Here is a 23,274-nt window from a genome sequence, read left to right as displayed (position 1 = left end):
ACATCGATATAGACACCTGTGCATATTCGCATACCCCGATGTCCGCCGCAAGGAGGCTGGTCAGTCCTGGGACAGGTACTGCATCACGGCGAGCACCCGCCGGTGCGAGTCGGCGTCGACGGGCAGCCGCAGGGCGTCGTAGATGTTCGAGGTGTGCGCCACGACCGCCTTCTCGCTCAGGAACAGCTCGGCGGCGATCCGAGCGTTGCTCTTCCCCTCGGCCATGAGCGCGAGCACCTCCTGCTGGCGGGGGGTGAGGGCCTGGACGGCGCTGTCCGAGTGCTTGGCCCGGGCGAGCATGACGGACACGACGTCCGGGTCCAGCGCGGTACCGCCGGCGGCGACGTTGCGGAGGTCTGCGACGAAGGCGTCAACGTTCGCGATCCGCTGCTTGAGCAGGTAGCCCACCCGGCCGCCGGGAGAGGCGAGGAGCTCGCGGGCGTACCTCCGCTGGACGTGCTGGGAGAGCACGACGACGGCCGTCGCCTCGTGCGCCTCGCGGATCCGCAGCGCCGCGAGGAGTCCCTCGTCGGTGTGGGTCGGGGGCATCCGGATGTCCGTGACCACGAGGTCGGGAAGGTGCTCGTCGACGGCGCGCTCGAGGGCCTCCGCATCCGGAGCCGCGGCGACCACGTCCATCCCTGCATCCTCCAGCACGAGCTGCAGCCCGCGCCGCAGCAGGGCCTCGTCTTCGCCGATGACTACGCGCATGGGAGCTCCACCTTCACATGGGTGCCGCAGCCCGGCTCACTCGTGAGCTCGAGCCGTCCGGCCAGGACGTCGACCCGGTCGGCGAGGCCGCGCAGCCCGGCGCCGCCGTTCGCCGCGGCGGCGCCCAGACCGTCGTCGTGCACCTCGATCCGCAGCACTCCGCCGTCCAGGTCCAGGCGTACGGCCGCGGAGTCAGCCGCGGCGTGCTTGACGGTGTTGGCCAGGGCTTCGGCCACCACGAAGTACGCTGTGCTCTCCACGGACTGGGGGAGTGCGCGGCGGCCGGTGACGGGCGTCATGTCGACGCGGGTCGGGATGGGCATGCGGTCGGTGAGGTCTTCGATCGCGGCCCAGAGGCCCCGCTCGACGAGACCGGCGGGCATGACGGCGTGCACGAGCTGCCGCAGGTCCGCTGCCGCGGCGTCGATCTCCTCACGCAGCGCAGAGGCACGGGAAGCGACCTCCCCTGCCGGGGCAGTGCCCACCCGCTGCGCCTCGAGTGCCAGGAGCACGAGCCGCATCTGGATGCCGTCGTGGAGGTCCTGGGCGATGCGGCGCCGCTCCGAGTCGATCGCCTTGACCAGCCGCTCTCGGGAGCGCTGCAGCTCCACGTGGCTCGCCCGGAGGTCGGCGGTGAGGCGCTCGCGGTCGACGGCGATCGCCACCACGCGCCCCGCGGTCAGCACGAGTTCCGGGTCGCCGATGAGGGATGAGTCGTAGGTGATGCCTCCGACGGGGGCGCCGTTGACGTCGATGCGGACGGCGTTGCGGCCGGGCGGCTGCGGTGCACCGGGACCGTCGCGGACCGGGCGGCCCTGGGCGTCCACGAACAGTTCCCGCTCCGGGACCCAGTAGGACAGACGCAGTGACGGGTCGCCGAGGGTCGCGGCGAGGGCCGCGGCGACGCCGGGCCGGCCCCCGCCCGAGAGCCCCAGCCATGCGCCGAGTTCCTCGACCTCGCCGCTCCGTGCGAACCCGCCCAGGAGCACCCCGAGGGCGAAGGCAATGGGAATCCCGCCGAGCACGGCGAACTGGAGGACCCCGCGGACCGTGGCAGGGAACTGCAGGAGGCCTTCGAGGAGGGCCGAGCTGAAGGGGATGAACAGCACGGCGAGCAGTCCGTACGCGTAGACCGGCCCGAGCACGCGGCGCTGCCGCGGGGGTGCCTGGACCCAGCGCCGTGCGAGCAGGGCGGCAGTGGCGATCATGACAAGGGCCCCAGCGGCGCGCTGCACGGCCCCGCCCGCTGATGCGGCACCCGGGAGGTCGGCGATGGCGAGCCAGGGCGCCGGGCTCCGCGGGTCGAAGAGGTACTGCGGGGCCTGGAGCACGAGTGCGACTGCATAGCCCGCGACCACGGTGGCCACCGAGGTGCGGCCGTGCAGCCCGCCCGAGGGAAAGGCATGCAGGAGGTGGACCACGGCCGCGAGCAGGAGCGTGGAGCAGACCACCCCGACTGTCTGGAAGGCCGGGACATCGGTGTTGACCAGATTGCCCAGGTACATCGTTCCGCCTGCCCCGACGATCAGCGTGCCCATGGCGTTGCTGGGCCGGCGCTGCCACGCGAGGAGACCCGTGCCGAGGTATACGAGGAACACCGCCGGCAGCATCAGGAGCATCGCGCCTCCGGGCTCACTCCAGGGCATGAGCGCCCCGAGCAGCAGGGTAAGAAGCAGGCCAGCCGCACCCAGGGCTGCCAGGGACCGCCGGAACGAGCGCACGAGCGGCGACTGCCGCACTGCCGACTGCATGTCCCCGATCATAGGAGGCACCCCCGCCGTCACGGGGTCACGTCCCTGCGTCCCGGCGTCACGTCCCTGTCGCCCCGCTCACGACTTGGGATTCGGCTTGAACTCGTGCCCCAGCGCTGCGGACAGCGAGACGAGGATGCGGCCAGCCGGATCGACGCACGGCAGCTGCTTCGGGTTGTCAGGGAGGGTGGGCGACTGGGTGCAGTCGCCGGAGGGGATGTCGCTGTTGACCATGATGGCGACCGTCGTGTCGGAGCGCGTGTCGTAGTACAGGGCCGCGTTGAAGCCGGGGATCTCGCCTGTGTGGCCGAACCAGCCGTCGATGCAGCCCACGGCGAGCCCGTACCCCGCCGGCCCGGGGATTGAGGCGTACCGGAGGGCCTGCGTCTTCTCGTCGAGCAGGCCCTGCCCCGTGCCGAGCGCGCGGCCGTACACGAGCAGGTCCGCCGCCGTGGAGGTCAGTGCCCCGGCGGACCAGCCCCAGGAGGGGTTCCACGCGGTCGCGTCCTGGGGCGTCCTCTGCCCCTCCGGCAGCCCTTGGAGGGTGAGGCCCGTCGGGTGCGGCGAGGGCAGCGCGCCGTCCGGACCGGGCATCGAGGTGCCGGTGAGGTGCAGCGGGTCTGCGATGCGCCGCGTGAGGGCCTCGGCGTAGGACATGTCCGTGAGCTTCTCGATGAGCCGGCCGAGGATGAGCGTGTTGGTGTTCGAGTAGTCGAACTTCGCGCCCGGCTCGAACGGGCGCGGGAGTGCGAGGCCGATCGCGATGAGGTCGTCCGGGTTCCACTGCTTCGAGGGGTTGGTGAAGATCTCGTGCTGGAACGACTCGTCGAGGGAGTAGCTGGCGATCCCGCTCGTCATGTCCAGCAGCATGCGGACCGTGACGTCATTGCCTCTGGGGATGCTGGGGAAGTACTTGCCGATGGGGTCCTCGAGGGACAGCTTGCCCTGCTGGACGAGCTGCAGGATGAGCGTGCCGGTGAAGGTCTTGGTCACGGAGCCGACGCGCGAGTACATCGTGTCCGTCATCGGCGTGTCGGTGGCCTTGTCCGCGAGTCCCAGTGCTTTGGTCCACGTGCCCTGCGGAGTGCGGACGGCCATGATCGCTCCCTCGGCGGAGGCATTGGCGAGGCCCTCACGCGCGGCCTTCTCGAGCGCTTCTGCGGTGGCCGAGGGCATGGGACCGGTCGCCGCGGCAGGGAGCGTGCGGGTTGCCACCGCGTGCGGGTCCGCGACGCACGCGCCGCCCCCGGCCGAGGCGGATGCCGTTCCGGCCGTGGACGACGGCGGGGCGCCGCTCCCCGTGCCGCTCGCCGAGGCCGTGGGCTGGGCCGAGGAGCAGCCGCCCAAGGCCAGTGCCAACGCCACAGCTACCCCGCCCGCAACCCACCTACGCTCCATGGCCCTGCCTTCCGGTTGTCCGGGCGCCGGCGCGCCCAGACCGATTCTCCACGGTAGGGAGCCCCGGGGACATGGACCTAGGTCCACTTCCCCGGACCGGTGCCCGGTCGGGAGCACTTGAGCTCAGATACCCCCCTGGGTATTGTTGTAGGTGAGGCCTCTGCAGATTCCACGGGAGCGGCGGCCCTTGACGAAAGGCATCGCAGCGATGGGCATCCACCACAAGATCCTGATCATCGGCGGCGGCAACGCCGGGCTGAGCGTGGCCTCGCGGCTGCGCCATGCCGGCCAGAACGACATCGCCGTCCTCGAGCCCAGTGACAAGCACTACTACCAGCCCCTCTGGACTCTGGTCGGCGGAGGCCGGGCGCCGCAGAAGGAGTCCGTGCGGGACCAGGCGTCGGTCATGCCGCGCGGCGTGGCGTGGATCCGCGACGCCGCGAACCACATCGACCCCGAGGCCCAGGTGGTCACCACGGCGGCCGGGGCCGAGATCAGCTACGACTACCTCGTCGTGTCCCCCGGGATTCAGCTGGACTGGGACAAGATCCCCGGAATGGCCGAGGCCGTCGAATCTCCCGCAGCGTCCAGCAACTTCCGGTACGACCTCGCGCCCAAGACCTGGGAGCTCATCCGGAGCATGCGGTCCGGCACAGCCATGTTCACCATGCCGTCGGGCCCGATCAAGTGCGCCGGTGCCCCGCAGAAGATCGCCTACCTCGCCGCCGACTACTGGCGCGAGCAGGGGGTGCTCGACGACATCCGGATCGTGATGGTGCTCCCGACCCCTGGGATGTTCGGCGTGAAGGTGTTCGCCGACGAGCTCGAGAGGGTCGTGGCCAAGTACGGCATCGAGGTCCGCAAGAACAGCGAGATGACCTCCGTGGATCCGGCGGCGCAGGAGGCGGTCATCACCGACCACGCCTCCGGCACGCAGGAGACGCTGCACTACGACATGCTGCACGCCGTGCCCCCGCAGTGCGCGCCCGACTGGCTCAAGGCGACCGACCTGGCGGACCCCAGCAACCCCGCAGGCTACGTCGAGGTGGACAAGCACACCCTCCAGCACACCCGCTATCCGAACGTGTTCGCGCTCGGTGATGCCGGCTCGACCCCGAACTCGAAGACGGGCGCCGCGATCCGCAAGCAGGCCCCCGTGCTGGTCCAGAACCTGCTGTCCGTGATGGAAGGTGAGGCCGCCGAGGCCCGCTACAGCGGGTACGGCTCGTGCCCGCTCACCACCGCACGCAACCGCATGCTGCTCGCCGAGTTCGACTACACGCTCCAGCCTGCCCCGAGCATCCCGCTCATCGATACCACCCACGAGCGGTGGGACATGTGGCTCCTCAAGCGCTACGTCCTGCCGTTCATGTACTGGCGGCTCATCCTCCCCGGGAGGGCGTGACACGCAGCGCGAGCGCACGACGGCGGGCGGCCACCCGCCGTCGTGCGCTCACTGCCGCCGCCGGCGAGCCGACGACCCCCTCACCACGAAGGAAGCTATGACGGACACACCCACACCGCACCGGAAGGCGGCCAGCACCCGATGATCCTCCCCGCTCTGGCATTCGGCGCCATCGTCGGCGGGCTGCTCGGCCTCGTGGGCGGCGGCGGCTCCATCCTCGCCGTCCCGGCGCTCGTCTACGGCGTCGGCCTTCCGCTCGCCGCGGCCATACCCGGCTCCCTCGTGGTGGTCGGCGCCTCCTCCGCAGTCGCCGTCCTGCCCCGCGTGCGCAGGGGGGTCAACTGGCGCCTCGCGGTGGTCATCGGTGCGGCCGGCACGCTCACCGCGTACCTCGGAGCCGCAGTCAACCGGATGCTCGACCAGCGGATCCTCCTGCTCGTGTTCGCCGCCATCATGGTCGTCGCCGCGATCCGCATGCTGCGCACGACCGAGGCCGTGGGCGGCTCCTGCGCCCTGCCCGACGGCGGGGTGGAGTGGCGCAGCTGCCTCCCCAAGGCCATTCTCACGGGGGTGGTCGTGGGCTTCCTCACCGGGCTGCTCGGCGTCGGGGGAGGGTTCCTCATCGTGCCTGCCCTCGCCCTCGTGCTCGGCCTCCCGATGGCCCTGACAGTCGGCACGTCGCTCGTGATCATCGTCATCAACTCCCTCGCTGGCCTTGCGGCCCACGCGGGCGAGATGCACTTCGACTGGATGGTGGTCGGCGCGTTCGCCGTCGCGGCGATGGCCGCATCCCTGATCGCCGGGCGCTTGGGACGCAGGCTTCCCGAGCCTGTGCTCAAGCGCGGATTCGCGGTGCTCGTCCTCGTGGTCGCCGTCTACGTCGCAGTCCAGGCGCTCGTGCGATGACCTCTTCCATGGAACCGTGGGCGACGAGACCCCTCCCCGGGCGCCGGGTGATCACCGCCTGGCACTATCCGGCGCTGGGCGACGCGGCCGGCGCCGAGCCCGACTACGACGAGTACCGCAAGGATGCCGAGCAGGTCCAGACCGAGGAAGCCTCCCGGCTCGGCGCCGCCGGGGTGCCGGTGGCCTTCGAGGTGGTCCATGGGCATGCTGCCCAGGCGCTCGCCGAGGCCTCCCACGAGGCGGACCTGCTGGTTGTGGGCTCACGCGGGCGCGGCGGCTTTGCCGGCCTGCTCCTCGGCTCGGTCTCGTCGCAGCTCACACACCACGCCGCGTGCCCCGTCCTCGTGGTGCGTCCCGGCCGGGACTGATCGGCCGGGACTGATCGGCCGGCGCTGCCCCGCCTACCGGTTCCGGCCGCGGGCCGCCACCTTCCACCGGCCCACGACCTCGCCCCCGCGCACCACGGCGACGTCGTCAACGAGGTTCACCGCCACGCATACGTGGTTCGGCACCACGCGCACGCGCTCGCCCAGGGCGGGCAGGGGATCCCCGTCCGGGACGACGACGGTCGCGTGGTGCTCGGACAGGGCCGTGATCCTCGCGTCGGGAAGGTCGAGGAGCCTGCCGAATCCCGTGGTCCACGCGGGCCTGTCCCCGCCGAGCACTTTGGAGCCTGCGTCGAGGACGATGCGCCGGGGGATCTCCTCTGAGCCTTCGTGGCGGCTCACGACGGTCGCGGCGACCGTCAGTGCGATCTCCTCCGGCGCGCACCGGCCGAGCTCGAGCTGCTGCGCGTCGCCGAACACGTACACTCCGGGCCGCACCTCCGTGGTGTCGCCTGGCTCCGTGAGGAGGGCGCTCGGCGTGGAGCCGCCGCTCACCCGGGTCACCTCGAACCCTGCCTGCGCGAGCCGCTCGGCGGCCTCGGCGAGGGCGCGCTGCTCCTGGGCCGCGGCCTCCGCCGGCATCCCCGGGGCGTAGGAATGCCCGGGGAACGTGAAGACTCCCGCCACGGAGAGCCCGGCCTCCGCCGCGGCCCGCGCCACTCCCACGGCCTGGCCGGGCGCGACGCCGCTGCGGTGGTGGCCGCTGTCGATCTCGACGAGCACCTCGATGCCGGCAGCCGCGTCGCCGAGGCTCGCACCCATCTGAAGGGCGCCCTCGGCGGAGTCCGTCCCGACCGCGATCCGTGCCGTCCCGGAGAGGCGGCGCAGCCGCTCCGCCTCGCGGGGCCCGACCCACAGCGGGTACGCGATGAAGAGGTCTGCCACGCCGCGCTCGGCGAACACCTCGGCCTCGCCGATCGTCGCCACGGTCAGCCCCCCGGCACCCGCCGCGAGCTGGAGGTCCGCGATCTCGGGGATCTTGTGCGTCTTGGCGTGCGGACGCAGGGCGAGTCCCTTGGCCGCGACCGCCTCCGCCATACGTGCGATGTTCCGCTCGAGGATGTCGCGGTCCACAAGGATGTCGGGCGTGTCGATCTCGGGCGGGACGGCAGTCATGGGCTTCCTCGGGTCGGACTCGGCTGGCCCGACCAGCTTAGGCAACGGTGGCGGCGGCCGCCGTCCGGCGAGCGGCCGCAGAATAAGGCGCCGCCCGCCGTCGTGCGCTGTCCGAGGCCGGCCGTAGGCTGTGCGCATGAGGATCAAGATGTGCTCCATCCACGTCATCGACCCGGCCGCGGCGCACGCCTTCTACACGGAGACGCTCGGTTTCGACACGTTGCTCGCGATGCCCGAGGCAAGCCTGTTCATCGTGTCGTCACCGGATTCGGGCGGGGTGGGGCTGCTGCTCGAGCCGAGCGGGAACCCGGTGGCTGAGGCGTACCGGAAGGGCGTGTACGACGCCGGGCTGCCGGCCATCGTCCTCGGGTCGCCGGATGTGCGGGCGGACTACGAGAGGCTGACCGCCGACGGCGTCGTCTTCCGTGGAGAGCCCACGGAGGATCCCTCGGGCGTCATGGTCGACTTCGAGGACACGTGCGGGAACATCATCCGGCTCCACCAGGACTGATGCCCCGGGCCATTCGGGGACTTCATCCCTGAGGGCGTGGCGGGCGCCCGAAGCAGTGAACAATACTGACCCGTATGAGACGCACCGCGGCCGCCATCGCCCTGACCCTCGTCTTCGCTGCCTTCGCGGCCCAACCCGCGCTCGCCGCACCGTCGGGCGGGAAGGGCGGCGGGTCCGGGTCCGGTTCAGGTTCGACCCTCGGCGCGGACATCTCCTGGCCCCAGTGCGGCAAGGCCTATCCCGCGGGCCAGGCGTTCGGCATCGTCGGCGTCAATGACGGGCTCGCCACCACAACCAACCCCTGCCTGGCGGACCAGCTCGCGTGGGCCGCCAAGTCCACGGGCACCACCGCGCAGCCGAAGGCGCAGCTCTACGTCAACACGGCCAACCCGGGCGGCCTCGGAACGGCGTCGTGGCCCACGACCTCGCCCTCGGGGACCCCCTACGGCACGTGCGACGGGAGCGACAGCCTGGCCTGCGCGTGGCAGTACGGCTGGAACCGGGCGCAGGAGGACGTTGACCAGCGCTTCGTCCCGGCAGCCTCAGCCGCCGGGATCACGACCGACCCTGCCGCCTACACGTGGTGGCTCGACGTGGAGCTCGGCAACACCTGGAAGACGGGCGGCACCGCGGACGAGCAGGCCAGCAACCGCGCCGTCCTCGAAGGGATGACAGAGCACTTCACCTCGCGCGGCGCCAAGGTGGGGCTCTACGCCACGGCGAGCCAGTGGGGCACGATTGCCGGGACCGTTCCTGCCGGAAGCAACCTCCTCGGCCTGGACAACTGGCGGCCGGGCGGGTCGAGCCAGCGCAACGCCCAGCTTGCCTGCAGCGCGGCCCCCCTCACGGCGGGGGGCCGCGTCACGCTGACCCAGTTCGTCTCGGGGGATACCGACTACGACATCTCCTGCATCGGCTGACCCCCTCGCGCGCGCGAGCGTCCCGCGCGATACTTTTCGGCATGAAGCGACTCGCCGCCGCGCTGGCGCTCGTCCTCGGCCTGATTCCCTTCGGCTCCTCACCGGCCATGGCCGCGCCAGGCAGCTCCGACGGTGGCGCGGGCCCGGCGCTGGGCATCGATGTCTCGTGGCCCCAGTGCGGCGCATCGCTTCCTGCGGACGGCGCGTTCGCGATCGTCGGCGTCAACGGCGGCAGGGCGAGCACCACGAACCCGTGCCTCGCGGACCAGCTGCGGTGGGCCGTGGCCTCCCGGGGAGGGACCTTCCAGTCCACGGTGCAGCTCTACGTCAACACGGACAACCCGGGCGGCCCGTCGCCGTCGTCCTCGTGGCCTGGCAGCGGGAGCACGCCGTACGGTACGTGCGACGGCTCCGGCTCGACCGCGTGCTCGTGGCAGTACGGGTGGGATAGGGCCATGGAGGACATGGCGGGGCGCCTCGCCCCGGCCGCACAGGCCGCGGGCCTCCTGGCGTCGCCGTCGGCGTACACGTGGTGGCTCGACGTCGAGACCGGCAACACATGGCAGGCGGACGCCGCGGGAAACCGCGCTGTCCTCGAGGGCATGGCGGCCGCGTTCAGCCATGAAGGCGTAAGGGTCGGCGTCTACTCCTCGCCGTACATGTGGGAGGACCTGATCGGGACGGTAAGCTCCACGAGCCCCCTGTACACACTCAACAGCTGGCTCCCCGGCGCGCTCTCCGCCGAGGATGCCGCGGCGAACTGCAAGCTCGACCCGCTCATGGCCGGCGGCCACGTGGTGCTCACCCAGTACACTACCGGCCTCGACTACAACTACCCCTGCGGCGGCTGAACAGGGGCTGGCCGTCCCTTCAGAACGCTCACCCGCGTGGCTAGGCTGGCGTCATCCAGCGTCACCACGGAAGGGGTCCGTCATGAAAGCTGCCCGCTACTACGACCGCAAGGACATCCGCATCGAGGACATCCCGGAGCCCGAGCTCAAGCCCGGCACCGTGGCGATCGACGTCGCGTGGTGCGGCATCTGCGGTACGGACCTCCACGAGTACCTCGAGGGGCCGATCTTCATCCCGCCCAAGGGTTCGCCCCAGCCGATCTCGGGAGAGGAGGCACCGGTCACTATCGGCCACGAGTTCTCGGGCACCATCACTGCCCTCGGCGAGGGCGTCACTGATCTCGAGGTGGGCCAGAACGTCGTCGTCGAGCCCTACATCGTCCACGACGACGTCGACACGGGGCCCGGCCAGGCGTACCAGCTCTCGAAGGACATGAACTTCATCGGGCTGGGCGGTCGGGGCGGAGGACTGTCCCAGAAGATCGTGGTCCAGCGGCGGTGGGTCCACCCCATTGGCGACATCCCCCTCGACCAGGCCGCGTTGATCGAACCTCTGTCTGTGGGGCATCACGCGTTCGTCCGCAGCGGGGCGAAGGCCGGGGACGCCGCCATCGTGGGCGGGGCGGGACCGATCGGCCTTCTGACCTCCGCTGTGCTCAAAGCCTCCGGGCTGACGGTGTACGTCTCCGAGCTGAGCGAGGCGCGTAAGAAGATGGCGCGCGAGACCGGAGTGGCGGACGAGGTCTTCGACCCACGGGAGGGCGACGTCGCCGAACAGGTCCGGGCCCTGACCGGCGGCAGGGGCGCCGACGTGGGGTTCGAGTGCAGCTCCGTCCCGGCGGTCCTGGACATGCTCATGGCCACGGTCCGGCCGGGCGGAGTGATCGTCAACGTCTCCATCTGGGGCCACAAGCCTCAGGTGGACATGCCCTCTCTCGTGCTCAAGGAACTCGACCTGCGCGGGACCATCGGCTACGCGAACGACCACCCAAGCACGATCGCCCTGGTCCAGTCCGGCAAGCTCGACCTGGCGCCGTTCATCACCGCCAAGATCCCCCTGGACGACCTCATCACGGAAGGCTTCGACCAGCTCATCAACAACAATGAGCACCACGTGAAGATCCTGGTCAATCCCAACGCCTGAGCTGTGCCCATTCAGGGGCTGGCCGTCCCTTCATGGGCGGGGCACAGCTACCGGCGGGGGCATGCACAGCGCCCGGCGGGACGCTGGTGCCATGGAGAACAGGTCAGCCCCACAGCCCACGCCACGACGGGCGGGCCTCGGCGCCGCTTGTCTGGCTGCCCTCGGCGTCGGGCTGTTCGGGCTCGCGACCCTCCCCGCTGAGGAGGCCAGCGCGGCCGGGATCGTCGGCGGCATCCACTATCTCTCTGCGAAGGCGCCGGTGGTCAAGGCCGAGGGTATAGGCGAGGACTGAGAACCACCATGGGCTGAGCGCCGGTCAGCTCAGCCGTGGCGCCCGCCGCGCAGCGACCGCTCCGCCGCGGCGCCGTGCTTGGCAGAGGCCGACTTGGCGGCCTTCTGCTCAGCCTCCGCCTTGACGCGCCGGGCCTCCTCGCGCACGGCCGCCATGTTGGCCCGCTCGGCCTGGAGCCACTGGGGCCGGTCCGCGAGCAGCGCGGCGATCTCATCGGTGGTGAGCGCCTCGGTGATCCCGGCGCGGGCGAGACCCGAGATGGTCACGTTGAGCTTCTGGGCGACGACCGGCCGCGGGTGAGGACCCTTCTCGCGCAGCTCGGTGAGCCACGCCGGCGGGTTCTCCCGCAGCGAGTCGAACTCCTCGCGCGTCACCACGCCCTCTTGGAACTCCGCGGGGGCGGCGGGAAGGAAGATGCCGAGCTTCTTCGCGGCGGTGGCCGGCTTCATGGACTGGGACGCGCCCTGGGGGTTCGAGCTCATGGATCAAGGCTACCGTTGACCCATGCAGTCCGAGAGTGCTCCGCCCCTGAGGGTCGCCTTCGTCGCGGGTGTGGCCCCCGGCAAGTGGTTCCACCGGTGGGAGGAGCGCTTCCCCGGGCACCCGCTCGCCTCGGCGATGGTCGACGACGCGGAGCAGCTCGCGGTACTGCGCGACGGGCGGGCGGACATCGCCTTCGTCCGGCTGCCCGTGGACAAGGACCGGGAGGAGCTGCACGTCATCCCGCTCTACGAAGAGCTGCCGGTCGTCGTCGCACCCAAGGGCCATGAGATCCAGGCCTTCGAGGAGGTCCCTTTCGCCGAGGTCGAGGATGAGCTCTTCGAGTACAACGGCGGCCCCTCCGATCGCCTGGACCTGGTCGAGGGTGGGGCGGGGCTCGCGATCATGCCGATGTCCGTGGTGCGGCACTTCAACCGGAAGGACCTGCGGTACCGCCCCGTGACGGGCCTGGAGCCGTTCGGCGTCGCGGTCGCGTGGAGGCGTGACAACGAGGCGGAGGCCATCCAGGAGTTCATCGGGGTGGTGCGCGGCAGAGGTGCCAACAGCTCGCGGCAGGCCTCCGTGCAGCGGGGCCAGCAGGAGGCTGCGAAGAAGCGCCGCGAGGACCTCGCGGCGTCGCAGTCCAAGGAGGCGCGCGCACGCAACGAGTCTTCCCGGGCGGCGAAGGCTGCCCGCGGCGGCCGGCCCGGCGCGCGATCCGGCGGCGGACGCCCCGGGAAGGGCCGTCCGGGGGCAGGCAAGCGCCGGGGCCGGTGATTCCTGCGGCCTCTGGACCTCCCGCTCGGGCCGGTGGCGGACTAGCCTGAGCAGAATGGAACCCCAGATCAAGGTCGCCTAAGGCTGCGCGGTGGGGGAGAAGGATGACCCCTTCGAGGGGATGCCGACGTTCTCGATGGGTGCGGGGCCGCCGCTCGTGGTCCTGCCCGGACTCACACCCCGGCACGAGGTTCCGCGCGGGCCGGCTTTCCTCGCCGAGACGCGTCAGCTTGGCCCGCTCGCCCGTCATCGCACCGTGTGGTGGGTCAACCGTCGCCCCGGCCTCGAGCCCACTGCCGGCATGGCGGAGATCGCGGCCGACTACGCCGCGTGCCTGCCCCGGCTCGGTGCCCCGGTCGACGTGCTGGGCATCTCGACGGGGGGCACCGTCGCGCTGCAGCTCGCGGCGGACCATCCCACGCTCGTGCGCCGCCTTGTGCTCGTGGCTTCGGGCTGCCGGCTGGGCCCCGCCGGCAAGGCGGGCCAGCGGGCCCTGCTCGCGAGGATCGAGGCTGGGGACCTGCGGGGCGCGGGGGCGGAGCTGGCCCGCCTGGCGGGCGTGCGGCCGGCAGCCCGTAGCCTCGAGGGCTTGGCCGGGTGGCTCGCGGGGCCATGGATGTACAGGGGGCCGACGGCGGACGTCGCGGCGGTGCTCCGCGCGGAGGACGCCTTCGACATGACCGACCGCCTCGCGGCGATCGGAGTCCCGACGCTCGTGATCGGCGGCGACGAGGACACGCCGTACGGGCCGGAGGTCTTCCGCGAGACCGCCCGGGGGCTTCCCCGAGGGCAGCTGATCATGTACTACGGCCGCGGCCACGTCGGGGTGTCGCTCACCCCCGGCTTCACGAAGGACGTCCTGTCCTTCCTTGACGCCCCCTGACGGGAAGGGCGTCGAGCAGCGGCAGCTGGCCCTTGACGAGCTTCTCCCGGGCGGTCGGCTCCGGCACCCACTCGGCGCGGTCGATCTCCGGAACATCAAGCATGCGGCCCGATCCCCGCGGCCATTCGAGCGGGAAGGTGTTGCTCACGATCGATTCCGGGGCGAAGTCCGCCTCGGCGGTGAACACCGTGAGCCGCTTCCCCGAGGGCTGCCGGAACTCTCCGAGCAGACGGTACTCCGCCTCGGGCGGCGGGGTGCCGATTTCCTCGGCGAACTCGCGCTTGGCCGCCGCGAGGGGGTCCTCACCCTCCTCGTAGATGCCCTTCGGGATGGACCAGGCGCGTTCGTCCTTGCGGGCCCAGAACGGTCCCCCCATGTGCGCAATCCACACCTCGAGTGAGGGACCGGCCCCACCCTCGGCCCAGCGGTACAGCAGGATTCCCGCGCTCGTCACCGGCATCGCAGCACCATGCTGGCAATCTACCGCTCCTTCCCGACCGGAAGCCGGGGACGTGCTCAGAAGATGGACCATCCGATGCGCGAGGAGAGATCGGCGAGGGCTGCCGAGCCCGCCACGGAGTTGCCCTTGGCATCGAGCCCCGGGCTCCAGACGCACACGGCGCCGCGGCCCGGGGCGACGGCCAGGATGCCCCCGCCCACGCCGCTCTTGCCGGGAAGCCCGACCCGGTACGCGAACTCCCCCGCGGCGTCGTACATGCCGCACGTGAGCATGATGGAGTTGACCCGCCGTGTGTCCTCGGCGGAGAGAACCGCCGAGGGCGTGGCCACCGCGGGTGCGCCCCGCCCGGCGTCGGCCAGGAACACTCCCGCCCGGGCGAGGTCACGGCAGCTCATGGTGATCGAGCAGTGCCGCACGTAGTGCTCCACCACCTCGGGCACCGGGCGCCGGAGATTGCCGAAGTCTGCCAGGAAGTTCGCGAGGGCGAAGTTCCTGCTGCTGCTCCCGAGCTCCGCTGCCGAGGCCGCCTCGTCGACGGCCGGCGCCGTGCTCCCCGAGAGGGCGCGCAGGAAGGCAAGCACCTCTCCGCAGGCGTCCCCGCGTGCTTCGAGGAGGAAGTCGGTGACCACGAGGGCGCCGGCGTTGATGAACGGATTGCGGGGAATGCCGGATTCGGCTTCGAGCTGGACCAGGGAGTTGAAGGCGGTGCCCGACGGCTCCCGCAGCACCCGCTGCCACAGGGTCTGGCCCGGGTCGTGGCGGAGGGCCAGGGACAGTGAGAAGACCTTGGAGATGCTCTGGATGGAGAACGGCACGTCGGCGTCGCCGGCGGAGGTCACCTCCCCGTCGACGGTGGCGACGGCGATCCCGAAGCTCGTGGGGTCCACCGAGTGCAGATGCGGGATCGAGTCGGGCACCCGCCCGACCGGCGCGGCCGGTCGGTGGGCACGGACAAGCTCGTCCAGGGTCTGCCGCAGCCCCGTGGCGAGTGCGGTGCTCATACCTGCCCCACCGGCTGGGAGAGGCGGTGGGAGGCCCAGAGCTCGAGGTGGAGCAGCGCAATCGCGGCGTGCGCGGGCTGGCTGAAGTCCAGGTCGGTCATCCGGCTCGCCTTCGCCACCCGGTAGTACACCGTGTTCCTGTGCAGGTTCAGTCGCTTCCCGCACTCGGCGACGTCCGTGCCCGAGGCGAGATAGCCCTGCAGTGTCCGCGCCAGCTCTTCCTCCTCGAGGCACAGCCGCGTCAGGGCCCGGTGGCGGAACGGAGACGACTCCAGCGCGCGGACCGCCTCGTCGAGGAGCACTTCCGCCTCGAAGTCGTCCAGCGTCGCGACCTGCTGCCGCCTCCCGCTCAGACGCATCGTGCGCAGCAGTGCCTCCGTCTCGGCGCTCGTGGAGCGCAGCGCTGTCAGGCTGGGCGCGATCTGACCGATCGCGATGTGCACCGTGAGGCCCAGATGCTGGCGGGCGTCCCTCGCGATGGCCTCCGCGAGGGTCCGCAGCGTCGCGGCCGCGTTGGCCGAGCGCAGGTCCGGGACGATGATGGCGGTCTGGCCCCGGTGCTGGCCGACGATGGCCGAATCCTTGCACGCGGCGGCGAGGATCGAGGCGAGGTTGGCAAGCTCCCCGTGCTTCAGCTCTGCCTCGGCCGATCGGAGGTCCTCTGCGGAGAGCCCGATGAGCAGGAGGCAGGCGGGCCGCTCCGGATCGATCCGGGAGAACTGCGCGCTCGCGGTCGCCTCGTCCGGAGTGGAGAGGAGACGGGCGATCCGATCCTCGCGCAGGTGGACGGACTGCTGGTTCCGGTGCCGGACCAGCTCCGACGCCGCCCGGCGGGCTGCTCCCACGAGCACCTCGTCGACGTGGGCGCCGAACCCGAAGCCCGTCTCCTGCAGCCAGATGTAGCCGAGCACGCGTTCGCCCGCGAAGATCGCCACGGCGGCCCGTTCCTTGAGGCCGTCCTCGGGGCGCGCAGCCACCCGGACCACCCCATGGCTCCGGTGGAGTTCCCGGTAGGCGCCGAGGTCCTTGAGCATCGTCTCGTACTTCCGGGGCCCCCGGCGGGTCAGGATAGACGCCCGACGCAGCTCGTCGATGTCATTGGTGACCGTCGAGTAGGCGAGGACCTTGTTCGCCGCATCCTCGATGACGACGTGGCTGGAGGTGAGCCTCGCTGTGGTCTGCGCAATGGCGAACAGGTCCTCCTGGAGCAGCGCCAGGACGTCGCTGTGGTAGTCCGTGGTCTGGATGCGCCCGTTCACGAGGGAGAGGAACGCATCCCAGCCGGCCGACGGATCGACGAGGAACAGGCCGACCCCCGCAGCGCGCAGCAGTTCCTCGATCTCCAGGGTCTCCCCGGGAGCGCCCTTGAGGGCGACGGCGACCGGCCGGCTCTGCGCGAGACGTCGCACCATGGGCAGCGCCTCCCGTCCGCGGACCCCCATGAGGCAGGCCAGTGCGCCGGAAACGTCGCGGTCGATGTCCTCGGAGTCGAGGATGAGGGCCTGGGCCACGGGCGAGTTGGTGGGGCTCGGGCGGGTGATGAGCCGGCCCAGCGCCGTTGGGAGGTCTTCCAAGATGTCGTCGACGCTGACTGATCCCACAGCTAGTCCTTCACTGCCCTGATGATGTGCGGCGGCGCCTCATTGCGCCGCCGTCGATTCATGGTAGGCGGCTCACGTCGGGCTGTTTCTGTGGTGCAGCCCCATGCTGTCCGTGATCCTTTGGGCTGCTGCCCAAGGCGAGGGCCTCGCCAGAACGCGCCAGGGCGTGGGGCGTCACTTCGGCAGTGACGGTCCCACGCCCTGGAGGAGGTCAGGCGCCCGCGTGCGCCGGGCTCGACCTTCCTAGACCTTCGCGGCGAGCGCTACGGGGTTCGGGGTCCCGAAGCGGTGCGCTGTGATCGAGACAGCCTGCTCGTGCACGAACGGGAGGATCTCGACCCGGCCCGCGGCCACCACGGGATGCGCGTACACCGCGATGTCGGGGGTGCCGCCCACGGCGTCGGCGAGGCCGAGGACGGCCTGCCGCGCGGCGTCGCCCTCGCCGGCGATGAGCCGCACCCGGCCCTGGCCCAGCGTCGCCGCCCGGCGCAGCCACGCCTGCGAGTCCTCGACAGTCACGCCCACGCGGTGCTTCCGCAGGACCTCGGCGGTGCTCCCCGGAAGCTCGACGGCGCTGCTCACCGTCACGCGCGATCCCGCCACGAGCCCGGCCGCCACGACGCGGAGCGCCTCCGCGACGCCGTGGCCGGACGTCCCGGACTCGAAGCGGACCGTCACCGGCATGGGACGGTACCGGAACACGTTGCGCTCGCAGTCCAGCCCGGAGACGTCCTTCGAGATCCCGAACTCCGCGGCCCACGCCGCGGCGTCGCTGCCGAGCGCGGCGGCCAGCCACGCGGCGTCGTCCGCGCTGAGGCCCGCGTCGACGGCCGCCTGCGCGGCCGCGAGCAGCTCGGCCGGCGCGCCCTCGGGGCGCGCGCCCCCCGCCACGGGCGCGTCCTGCCAGGAGCCGAGCCCCACGAGGTAGTTGGGGCCGCCGGCCTTCGCCCCGGCGCCCACGGCGGACTTCTTCCACCCGCCGAACGGCTGGCGCCGGACGATGGCGCCCGTGATCCCGCGGTTCACGTAGAGGTTGCCGGCCTGGATGTGCTCGGTCCAGTAGGCGATCTCCTCGGCATCGAGGGAATGCAGCCCGGAGGTGAGCCCGTACTCGATCCGGTTGACCAGAGCCACGGCCTCCTCGAGGGTCGCGGCGGTCATGACGCCCAGGACGGGGCCGAAGTACTCGGTGAGGTGGTACTCCGAACCGGGGCGCACGCCGGCGCGCACGCCGGGGCTCCACAGCTTGTCCGAGTCGTCGAGCCGGCGCGGTTCGAGGACCCAGTGCTCGCCGTCGCCGAGCTGGGTGAGGCCGCGCTGGAGCTTCTCGCCGGGCGGCTCGATGATCGGGCCCATCTGGGTCCGGGCGTCCCACGGGTACCCGACGTGCAGGGACCGGACGGCGTCGACGAGCTGGTGGTGGAACCGCTTCGAGCGGGCCACGGAGCCGACGAGCACCACGAGAGAGGCCGCCGAGCACTTCTGCCCAGCGTGCCCGAACGCCGACTGGGCCACGTCCCGCGCCGCGAGGTCCAGGTCCGCGCTCGGGGTCACGATGATCGCGTTCTTGCCTGAGGTCTCGGCCAGGAGCGGCAGGTCCTTGCGGAAAGAGCGGAAGAGCTCCGCCGTCTCGTAGCCGCCGGTGAGGATCACGCGGTCCACGTCCGGGTGGGCGATGAGCCTCTGGCCCAGCCCGCGCCCTGGCTGTCCCTTCGGGAGTTGGACCAGTTGGAGCACCTCGCGGCCGACGCCGGTCTCGGACTGGGTCGCGTCGAGCGCCTCCCACAGGGCCTCCACCATGACGGCGCCCGAGCGGCGGGCCGGCTTGGCGGGCTTGATCACGACCCCGGAGCCGGCCGCGAGTGCGGCGAGCGTGGAGCCGGCGGGGATCGCCACGGGGAAGTTCCACGGCGGAGTGACGACCGTGAGGCGGCTCGGCACGAACCGTGCCCCGTCCACGGCGTCGAGCTCCCGGGCGAGCGTCGCGTAGTAGTGCGCGAAGTCGATCGCCTCCGAGACTTCCGGGTCGCCCTGGTCGAGGGTCTTGCCGGCCTCGGACGCCATCGCCTCGAGCAGGTCTGCGCGGTGCCGCTCGAGTGCCCGGCCCATCTCGTCCAGCACTGCGCCGCGCTGGGCGCCGGTGAGGGCGCCCCACCGCTCGCCGGCCGTCACGGCCGCGTGCACGACGGCGTCGAGGCCGCCCTCTGTGGTCAGCGTCGCCGAGTCTGCAGTGTCGGTCCCGATGCGGCTATCCTCCGCCCGGGAGAGGATCGCCCGGCCCCAGGCGCGGTTCGCCGGGAGATCCGGATCGGTGTCCGGTGTGTTCGAGAACGCGGCGCCGTCACCGCCTGATGGCCGCTGTGCGGAACGGTCCTGGGTGCGGTTGGGGCCGGGGACGGTCCGCCGGCCCGAGGCGTCGGCGAACGGCGGCTTGTCGAGCGCGGCGAGGGAGGCGAGGAAGCGCTTCTTCTCGCGCTCGAACAGAAGCTCGTTCGAGTCGAGCTCGAACACGGCGCTCATGAAGTTGTCCTGGCTCGCGCCCTCCTCGAGGCGGCGGATCAGGTACGCGATCGCCACATCGAACTCGCCGGGGTGCACCACCGGGGTGTACAGGAGGAGGTGGCCCACATCGGCCAGGACGGCCTGGGCCTGCGCGGAGGCCATGCCGAGGAGCATCTCGAACTCGATCGGCGCCTTCTGCCCGGCCCGCTGGCCCTCGCCGGCGCCGGTCTCGACCCCGCGCGCCTTGGCCAGATGCCAGGCGAGCGCCACGTCGAACAGGTTGTGGCCGGCGATGCCCACGCGGACGTTGGCGAGCCGCTCGGGGTGGAGCGCGTAGTCGAGCACCGCCTTGTAGGAGGTGTCGGAGGCCTCCTTGGAGTCCCAGGTGGCGGAGGGCCAGCCGTGGATCTCGGCGTCCACGTGCTCCATGGGGAGGTTGGCGCCCTTCACCACGCGGACCTTGATGGGCGCCCCGCCGGCGGCAGCCCGTGCGGCGGCCCAGTCCTGGAGGTGCATCATGGCGCCGAGCGCGTCCGGCAGGTAGGCCTGCAGCACGATCCCGGCCTCGAGCCCGCGGAATTCCTCCCGCTCGAGCAGCCGCGTGAAGACCTCGATGGTGAGGTCGAGGTCCTTGTACTCCTCCATGTCCAGGTTGATGAACTTCGGGGTGGGGCTGGAGGCGGCGAGCCGGTACAGGGGAGCGAGGGAGTCGACGATGTGCTCCACCGCCTCGTCGAACGCCCAGTGGTTGTGGGGGGCCACGGTGGAGGAGACCTTGATGGAGACGTAGTCGACGTCGTCCCGCGCGAGCAGCCGCCGGGTGCCCTCGAGGCGCCGCTCCGCCTCGCCCTGCCCGAGGATGGCCTCGCCGAGCAGGTTCACGTTGAGGTGGACGCCGGGCCGGCGGATCTTGGCGATCGCGGGGCCTAGCTTCGCGTCGGAGGCGTCGACGATGAGGTGCCCGACCATCTCCCGCAGCACGCGGCGGGCGATCGGGACCACGACCCCGGGCATCACGGGTGCGAGCGCTCCGCCGAGCGCGACGGCCCGTCGCAGCGGCCACGGCAGGAACGCGGGGACCATCGGGGCGAGCTCCCGGAGGTTGCGCGCCGCGACGGAGAGATCCTCCGGCCGCACGACGCCGTCTACGAACCCGACGGTGAAGGCGAGTCCCTTCGGATCCTTCAGTACGCCGGCGAGCTGCGCGGCAGAGGGGTCGACGGGGTAGGTGGCGGCGGCGTCCAGCCATGCCCGGACCTGGGCGATGGCGGTCTCGGCGAGATCCTGTGGGCGCACGTCCGAGGCGGAGGCGTGGGCAGCTGTTGTCATGCAGCCAGTATGTGGCGTACAACACGGAAGGAGAAGCGATGATTTGTGACCGATAATCATCGGAGATGCTGACCATTCTCAGTGGACCGGGAGGCTCCCATGCTCGAGATCCGCCGCCTCAGGCTCCTGCGCGAGCTGAGCATCCGCGGCACCCTCGCCGAGGTGGCCGAGGCCCTCGCGTACAGCCCGTCATCGGTGTCGCAGCAGCTCGCGCTCCTCGAGAAGGAGACCGGGGTCGAGCTGACGCGCAAGTCCGGCCGCGGCGTCCTGCTCACCCCGCAGGCGCAGGTCCTCGTGGCCCACACCGAGACGCTCCTCGCGGACCTCGAACGGGCCGAGGCGGCGCTCGCCGTGAGCCAGGGCGAGCTGAGCGGCACCGTGCGCGTCGCCGTCTTCCAGACCGCAGCGCTCGCACTCCTGCCCACCGCGCTGCGCACCCTGCGCGAGCGGCATCCGCAGCTGCGCGTCGAGATGGTCCAGCACGAGCCGGAGACGGCCCTGCGCGAGACGTGGGCCCGCAGCTTCGACATCGTCGTGGCGGAGCACTACCCGCACCACGCCGCGCCGCACTACCCGGGCCTCGACCGCGAGCGGCTCACCGAGGATGCGATCCGGCTCGCCCTCCCGCCCACGGGCGCGGACCCCGAGTTCGACGCCGTGCGGCGGCTCGCCGATGCGGCTCGCCTGCCGTGGGTCATGGAGCCGCATCCGGCCGCGTCCCGTCACTGGGCCGAGCAGGCGTGCCGGGCCGCGGGCTTCGAGCCGGACGTCCGGTACGAGACGGCGGACCTCCAGGCGCACGTGCGCCTCGTCGAGTCCGGCAACGCCGTGGCCCTCCTGCCCGACCTCGTGTGGGTCGGCAGGACGCCGTCAGCGCGCCTCGTGACGCTCGACGGCGCGCCGCGCCGCACCGTCTTCACGTCGGTGCGCGGCTCGGGTGCTGCGAACCCGATGATGCGCGCAGTCCGCGACGTGCTCGAGGAGACGGCGCGCGCGGTCCTTGCTGCATAGCCGCGGCGACTGGGTGGGAGGCATCCTCCCTCCGAGCGCACCACCGCAGCGCACGACGCCGGCCGCGCGGCCGCCGTCGTCCGCGCGGCCCGCGTGGTGCATGGTCCTCGGACGGCGTCCGGGCGTAAGGTCGGGCGGTACGCACGCCGCACCCTCCCGCAGCAACCCCGGCCAGCGCCGGGCCGACGAACGGAGCACGCCATGACGGACGCCCCCACCCCCCACAGCGACGAGCCCAGGGTCCCCCTCCCCGGATCCGAGCGTCCTCCCGCCCCGGGCCTGCGCGCGGCCAGGCCCGCCGATCCCTCGGAACGAATCGAGGTCACCGTGGTGCTTCGGCGCAGGGCCCCCCTGCCCGAACAGCCCTCCGCACCCCTGAGCCGCGAGGCGCTCGCCTCCGGCCACGGGGCCTCGGACGCCGACCTGCAGCTCGCCACAGAGACCTTCACCCGGCTCGGCGCCGAAGTGCTCGAGGCAGACGCCGCGTCTCGGCGGATCCGGCTCGGCGGCACGGTGGAGGTGCTGAGCGGGATCTTCGGCACAAGCCTCGACTCGGCCACGAGCATCGGCCCCGGCGGCGAGGCGGTCGCCCACCGGCACCGCACGGGCGGGCTGATGATCCCTGCAGCGCTCGACGGCGTGGTCACCGCCGTCCTCGGGCTCGACGACAGGCCCCAGGCGCGGCCCCAGTTCCGCGCCATCCCCCTCGCCGCTGCGGGAACCAGCTACAGCCCGCCGGACCTCGGCAGGATCTACGCCTTCCCGGCGGGCACGGACGGCTCCGGCCAGACGGTGGCGATCCTCGAGCTCGGCGGCGGCTTCGGGCAGGCCGACCTCGATGCGTACTTCTCCGGCCTCGGCCTCGCGACCCCCTCGGTCACAGCCGTGGGCGTGGACGGCGCCGTGAACGAGCCTCGCAAGGATCCCCAGGGCGCGGATGGCGAGGTGCTGCTGGACGTCGAGGTGGTCGGCGCATTGGCGCCCAAGGCCGACATCCTCGTGTACTTCGCCCCGAACACCGACGCCGGGTTCCTCGACGCCCTCTCGACCGCCGCCCACGCAACTCCCGCGCCCTGCGCGATCAGCATCAGCTGGGGGCAGAGCGAGGACGACTGGACCGCGCAGGCGCGCAACGCCATGGACCAGGCGCTCGCCGACGCCGCGGCCCTCGGTGTCACGGTGACCGCCGCGGCGGGTGATCGGGGGAGCACCGACGGCGCCACGGACGGCCGCGACCATGCCGACTTCCCAGCCTCGAGCCCCCATGCGCTGGGCTGCGGGGGGACCCGGCTCCAGGCAGACCCGTCCACCGGTGCCATCACGTCCGAGACCGTGTGGAACGACTCGCCCACCACGTCCGCCACGGGAGGCGGCTACAGTGACGTCTTCCCGGCGCCGTCGTGGCAGACCGCCGTCGCCCCGGCCCCGGCCGGGCACGCCTCCGCGGAGGCGCACCGCAAGCCCAAGCCCAAGCCCAAGCCGCCGACGCCTGCACCCGCTTCGCACGGTCGGGGCGTGCCGGACGTTGCCGGCGTTGCCGATCCGCAGACCGGCTACCGGGTCAGGGTGGACGGCGCGGACATGGTGATCGGCGGGACGAGCGCCGTGGCCCCCCTGTGGGCGGCGCTCATCGCCCGGCTCGCGCAGGCCACGGGGAAGCGGTTCGGGCTGATGCAGCCGGCGCTGTATGCGCAGCCGGGGGCCTTCCGCGACGTCACCTCGGGGAACAACGGAACCTTCCACGCCGGGCCCGGCTGGGACGCGTGCACGGGGCTCGGCTCGCCCAACGGCACCGCCCTGCTGAAGGCCCTCGGCGGCTGAGGCGCTGACCTGACGGCG

The 23,274-nt window shown here is 71.9% G+C and carries 21 protein-coding genes; 12 read left to right on the top strand and 9 right to left on the bottom strand.

The window, feature by feature from the left end; all coding sequences use genetic code 11:
• Window positions 1-60: 60 nt before the first annotated feature.
• The 3 genes from IE231_RS11755 to IE231_RS11745 all read right to left on the bottom strand — a co-directional run bounded on the left by IE231_RS11755 (window position 61) and on the right by IE231_RS11745 (window position 3,860).
• Window positions 61-711 carry a response regulator transcription factor gene (locus tag IE231_RS11755; RefSeq protein ID WP_189694162.1) on the bottom strand — a complete coding sequence of 217 codons (651 nt, stop codon included), beginning with the start codon at window positions 709-711 and terminating at the stop codon, window positions 61-63.
• Window positions 702-2,462, bottom strand: coding sequence for a sensor histidine kinase (locus tag IE231_RS11750; RefSeq protein WP_189694161.1), 1,761 nt, complete (start codon window positions 2,460-2,462; stop codon window positions 702-704). The genes IE231_RS11755 and IE231_RS11750 overlap by 10 nt, the downstream gene beginning before the upstream one ends.
• A 78-nt stretch (window positions 2,463-2,540) precedes the next feature.
• Window positions 2,541-3,860 (bottom strand): serine hydrolase domain-containing protein, encoded by a 1,320-nt coding sequence (locus tag IE231_RS11745; RefSeq protein WP_189694160.1) that lies wholly within the window; start codon window positions 3,858-3,860, stop codon window positions 2,541-2,543.
• 208 nt (window positions 3,861-4,068) lie between these two features.
• On the opposite strand from IE231_RS11745, the gene IE231_RS11740 reads away from it, so the two are divergent.
• The 3 genes from IE231_RS11740 to IE231_RS11730 all read left to right on the top strand — a co-directional run bounded on the left by IE231_RS11740 (window position 4,069) and on the right by IE231_RS11730 (window position 6,539).
• The gene (locus tag IE231_RS11740; protein ID WP_201896954.1) at window positions 4,069-5,265 is read left to right on the top strand and encodes an NAD(P)/FAD-dependent oxidoreductase; all 1,197 of its coding nucleotides are present in this window, start codon (window positions 4,069-4,071) and stop codon (window positions 5,263-5,265) included.
• 141 nt (window positions 5,266-5,406) lie between these two features.
• Window positions 5,407-6,171 (top strand): sulfite exporter TauE/SafE family protein, encoded by a 765-nt coding sequence (locus tag IE231_RS11735; protein WP_189694159.1) that lies wholly within the window; start codon window positions 5,407-5,409, stop codon window positions 6,169-6,171.
• On the top strand, window positions 6,168-6,539 hold the full coding sequence (locus IE231_RS11730) for a universal stress protein (RefSeq protein ID WP_189694158.1): 372 nt from the start codon (window positions 6,168-6,170) through the stop codon (window positions 6,537-6,539). Before IE231_RS11735 ends, IE231_RS11730 begins: the two co-directional genes overlap by 4 nt.
• Before the next feature lie 33 nt (window positions 6,540-6,572).
• Here the strand turns inward: IE231_RS11730 and IE231_RS11725 are convergent, their stop codons facing one another.
• Window positions 6,573-7,673: a D-TA family PLP-dependent enzyme gene (locus IE231_RS11725; RefSeq protein ID WP_189694157.1), complete on the bottom strand. Its 1,101-nt coding sequence runs from the start codon at window positions 7,671-7,673 to the stop codon at window positions 6,573-6,575.
• A gap of 136 nt (window positions 7,674-7,809) precedes the next feature.
• Here IE231_RS11725 and IE231_RS11720 point away from each other — a divergent pair, with 136 nt between their 5' ends.
• The 5 genes from IE231_RS11720 (at window position 7,810) to IE231_RS11700 (ending at window position 11,391) form a co-directional block, all read left to right on the top strand.
• Window positions 7,810-8,184, top strand: coding sequence for a VOC family protein (locus IE231_RS11720; RefSeq protein ID WP_189694156.1), 375 nt, complete (start codon window positions 7,810-7,812; stop codon window positions 8,182-8,184).
• 74 nt (window positions 8,185-8,258) lie between these two features.
• The gene (locus tag IE231_RS11715; protein WP_189694155.1) at window positions 8,259-9,104 is read left to right on the top strand and encodes a glycoside hydrolase family 25 domain-containing protein; all 846 of its coding nucleotides are present in this window, start codon (window positions 8,259-8,261) and stop codon (window positions 9,102-9,104) included.
• A gap of 41 nt (window positions 9,105-9,145) precedes the next feature.
• Window positions 9,146-9,955, top strand: coding sequence for a glycoside hydrolase family 25 domain-containing protein (locus tag IE231_RS11710; protein ID WP_189694154.1), 810 nt, complete (start codon window positions 9,146-9,148; stop codon window positions 9,953-9,955).
• Window positions 9,956-10,037: 82 nt separating this feature from the next.
• Entirely contained in the window at window positions 10,038-11,099 is a 1,062-nt protein-coding gene (locus tag IE231_RS11705) for a 2,3-butanediol dehydrogenase (RefSeq protein WP_189694153.1), read from the top strand.
• A gap of 91 nt (window positions 11,100-11,190) precedes the next feature.
• Window positions 11,191-11,391, top strand: a complete 201-nt coding sequence (locus IE231_RS11700; RefSeq protein WP_189694152.1) for a hypothetical protein — start codon at window positions 11,191-11,193, stop codon at window positions 11,389-11,391.
• Window positions 11,392-11,420: 29 nt separating this feature from the next.
• On the opposite strand, the gene IE231_RS11695 is transcribed toward IE231_RS11700, so the two are convergent.
• Window positions 11,421-11,840: a DUF5997 family protein gene (locus tag IE231_RS11695; protein WP_189694202.1), complete on the bottom strand. Its 420-nt coding sequence runs from the start codon at window positions 11,838-11,840 to the stop codon at window positions 11,421-11,423.
• A 55-nt stretch (window positions 11,841-11,895) separates the two neighbouring features.
• Between IE231_RS11695 and IE231_RS11690 the strand changes: the two genes are divergently transcribed.
• Together IE231_RS11690 and IE231_RS11685 are read left to right on the top strand one after the other, a co-directional pair.
• Window positions 11,896-12,648, top strand: coding sequence for a LysR family substrate-binding domain-containing protein (locus IE231_RS11690; protein WP_189694151.1), 753 nt, complete (start codon window positions 11,896-11,898; stop codon window positions 12,646-12,648).
• Between the two features lie 91 nt (window positions 12,649-12,739).
• Complete coding sequence (locus IE231_RS11685) at window positions 12,740-13,531, top strand: alpha/beta fold hydrolase (protein WP_189694150.1); 792 nt, start codon at window positions 12,740-12,742, stop codon at window positions 13,529-13,531.
• Here IE231_RS11685 and IE231_RS11680 read toward each other — a convergent pair.
• The 4 genes from IE231_RS11680 to IE231_RS11665 form a co-directional block, all read right to left on the bottom strand.
• Window positions 13,494-13,991, bottom strand: a complete 498-nt coding sequence (locus IE231_RS11680; protein ID WP_189694149.1) for an NUDIX hydrolase — start codon at window positions 13,989-13,991, stop codon at window positions 13,494-13,496. The genes IE231_RS11685 and IE231_RS11680 overlap by 38 nt on opposite strands.
• A gap of 56 nt (window positions 13,992-14,047) precedes the next feature.
• Entirely contained in the window at window positions 14,048-14,992 is a 945-nt protein-coding gene (locus IE231_RS11675; protein ID WP_189694148.1) for a glutaminase, read from the bottom strand.
• Window positions 14,989-16,593 (bottom strand): PucR family transcriptional regulator, encoded by a 1,605-nt coding sequence (locus IE231_RS11670; protein WP_189694147.1) that lies wholly within the window; start codon window positions 16,591-16,593, stop codon window positions 14,989-14,991. The genes IE231_RS11675 and IE231_RS11670 overlap by 4 nt, the downstream gene beginning before the upstream one ends.
• A 243-nt stretch (window positions 16,594-16,836) precedes the next feature.
• On the bottom strand, window positions 16,837-20,424 hold the full coding sequence (locus tag IE231_RS11665) for a proline dehydrogenase family protein (protein WP_189694146.1): 3,588 nt from the start codon (window positions 20,422-20,424) through the stop codon (window positions 16,837-16,839).
• Between the two features lie 99 nt (window positions 20,425-20,523).
• Here IE231_RS11665 and IE231_RS11660 point away from each other — a divergent pair, with 99 nt between their 5' ends.
• Both IE231_RS11660 and IE231_RS11655 read left to right on the top strand, forming a co-directional pair.
• The gene (locus IE231_RS11660; RefSeq protein WP_189694145.1) at window positions 20,524-21,435 is read left to right on the top strand and encodes a LysR family transcriptional regulator; all 912 of its coding nucleotides are present in this window, start codon (window positions 20,524-20,526) and stop codon (window positions 21,433-21,435) included.
• A 201-nt stretch (window positions 21,436-21,636) separates the two neighbouring features.
• Complete coding sequence (locus IE231_RS11655) at window positions 21,637-23,256, top strand: S53 family peptidase (protein ID WP_189694144.1); 1,620 nt, start codon at window positions 21,637-21,639, stop codon at window positions 23,254-23,256.
• Window positions 23,257-23,274 lie beyond the last annotated feature (18 nt).

It is taken from the genome of Sinomonas cellulolyticus (assembly GCF_014656475.1).
Lineage (GTDB): Bacteria > Actinomycetota > Actinomycetes > Actinomycetales > Micrococcaceae > Sinomonas > Sinomonas cellulolyticus.
Note: the sequence above shows the minus strand (reverse complement) of the source record. Positions and strands in the feature narration are given on the sequence as shown.

What these genes read in the sequence shown, in the direction of transcription:
- IE231_RS11755 (WP_189694162.1), bottom strand. Translation starts at nt 711, where the DNA reads ATGCGCGTAGTCATCGGCGAAGACGAGGCCCTGCTGCGGCGCGGGCTG.
- IE231_RS11750 (WP_189694161.1), bottom strand. Translation starts at nt 2,462, where the DNA reads ATGCAGTCGGCAGTGCGGCAGTCGCCGCTCGTGCGCTCGTTCCGGCGG.
- IE231_RS11745 (WP_189694160.1), bottom strand. Translation starts at nt 3,860, where the DNA reads ATGGAGCGTAGGTGGGTTGCGGGCGGGGTAGCTGTGGCGTTGGCACTG.
- IE231_RS11740 (WP_201896954.1), top strand. Translation starts at nt 4,069, where the DNA reads ATGGGCATCCACCACAAGATCCTGATCATCGGCGGCGGCAACGCCGGG.
- IE231_RS11735 (WP_189694159.1), top strand. Translation starts at nt 5,407, where the DNA reads ATGATCCTCCCCGCTCTGGCATTCGGCGCCATCGTCGGCGGGCTGCTC.
- IE231_RS11730 (WP_189694158.1), top strand. Translation starts at nt 6,168, where the DNA reads ATGACCTCTTCCATGGAACCGTGGGCGACGAGACCCCTCCCCGGGCGC.
- IE231_RS11725 (WP_189694157.1), bottom strand. Translation starts at nt 7,673, where the DNA reads ATGACTGCCGTCCCGCCCGAGATCGACACGCCCGACATCCTTGTGGAC.
- IE231_RS11720 (WP_189694156.1), top strand. Translation starts at nt 7,810, where the DNA reads ATGAGGATCAAGATGTGCTCCATCCACGTCATCGACCCGGCCGCGGCG.
- IE231_RS11715 (WP_189694155.1), top strand. Translation starts at nt 8,259, where the DNA reads ATGAGACGCACCGCGGCCGCCATCGCCCTGACCCTCGTCTTCGCTGCC.
- IE231_RS11710 (WP_189694154.1), top strand. Translation starts at nt 9,146, where the DNA reads ATGAAGCGACTCGCCGCCGCGCTGGCGCTCGTCCTCGGCCTGATTCCC.
- IE231_RS11705 (WP_189694153.1), top strand. Translation starts at nt 10,038, where the DNA reads ATGAAAGCTGCCCGCTACTACGACCGCAAGGACATCCGCATCGAGGAC.
- IE231_RS11700 (WP_189694152.1), top strand. Translation starts at nt 11,191, where the DNA reads ATGGAGAACAGGTCAGCCCCACAGCCCACGCCACGACGGGCGGGCCTC.
- IE231_RS11695 (WP_189694202.1), bottom strand. Translation starts at nt 11,840, where the DNA reads ATGAAGCCGGCCACCGCCGCGAAGAAGCTCGGCATCTTCCTTCCCGCC.
- IE231_RS11690 (WP_189694151.1), top strand. Translation starts at nt 11,896, where the DNA reads ATGCAGTCCGAGAGTGCTCCGCCCCTGAGGGTCGCCTTCGTCGCGGGT.
- IE231_RS11680 (WP_189694149.1), bottom strand. Translation starts at nt 13,991, where the DNA reads ATGCCGGTGACGAGCGCGGGAATCCTGCTGTACCGCTGGGCCGAGGGT.
- IE231_RS11675 (WP_189694148.1), bottom strand. Translation starts at nt 14,992, where the DNA reads ATGAGCACCGCACTCGCCACGGGGCTGCGGCAGACCCTGGACGAGCTT.
- IE231_RS11665 (WP_189694146.1), bottom strand. Translation starts at nt 20,424, where the DNA reads ATGACAACAGCTGCCCACGCCTCCGCCTCGGACGTGCGCCCACAGGAT.
- IE231_RS11660 (WP_189694145.1), top strand. Translation starts at nt 20,524, where the DNA reads ATGCTCGAGATCCGCCGCCTCAGGCTCCTGCGCGAGCTGAGCATCCGC.
- IE231_RS11655 (WP_189694144.1), top strand. Translation starts at nt 21,637, where the DNA reads ATGACGGACGCCCCCACCCCCCACAGCGACGAGCCCAGGGTCCCCCTC.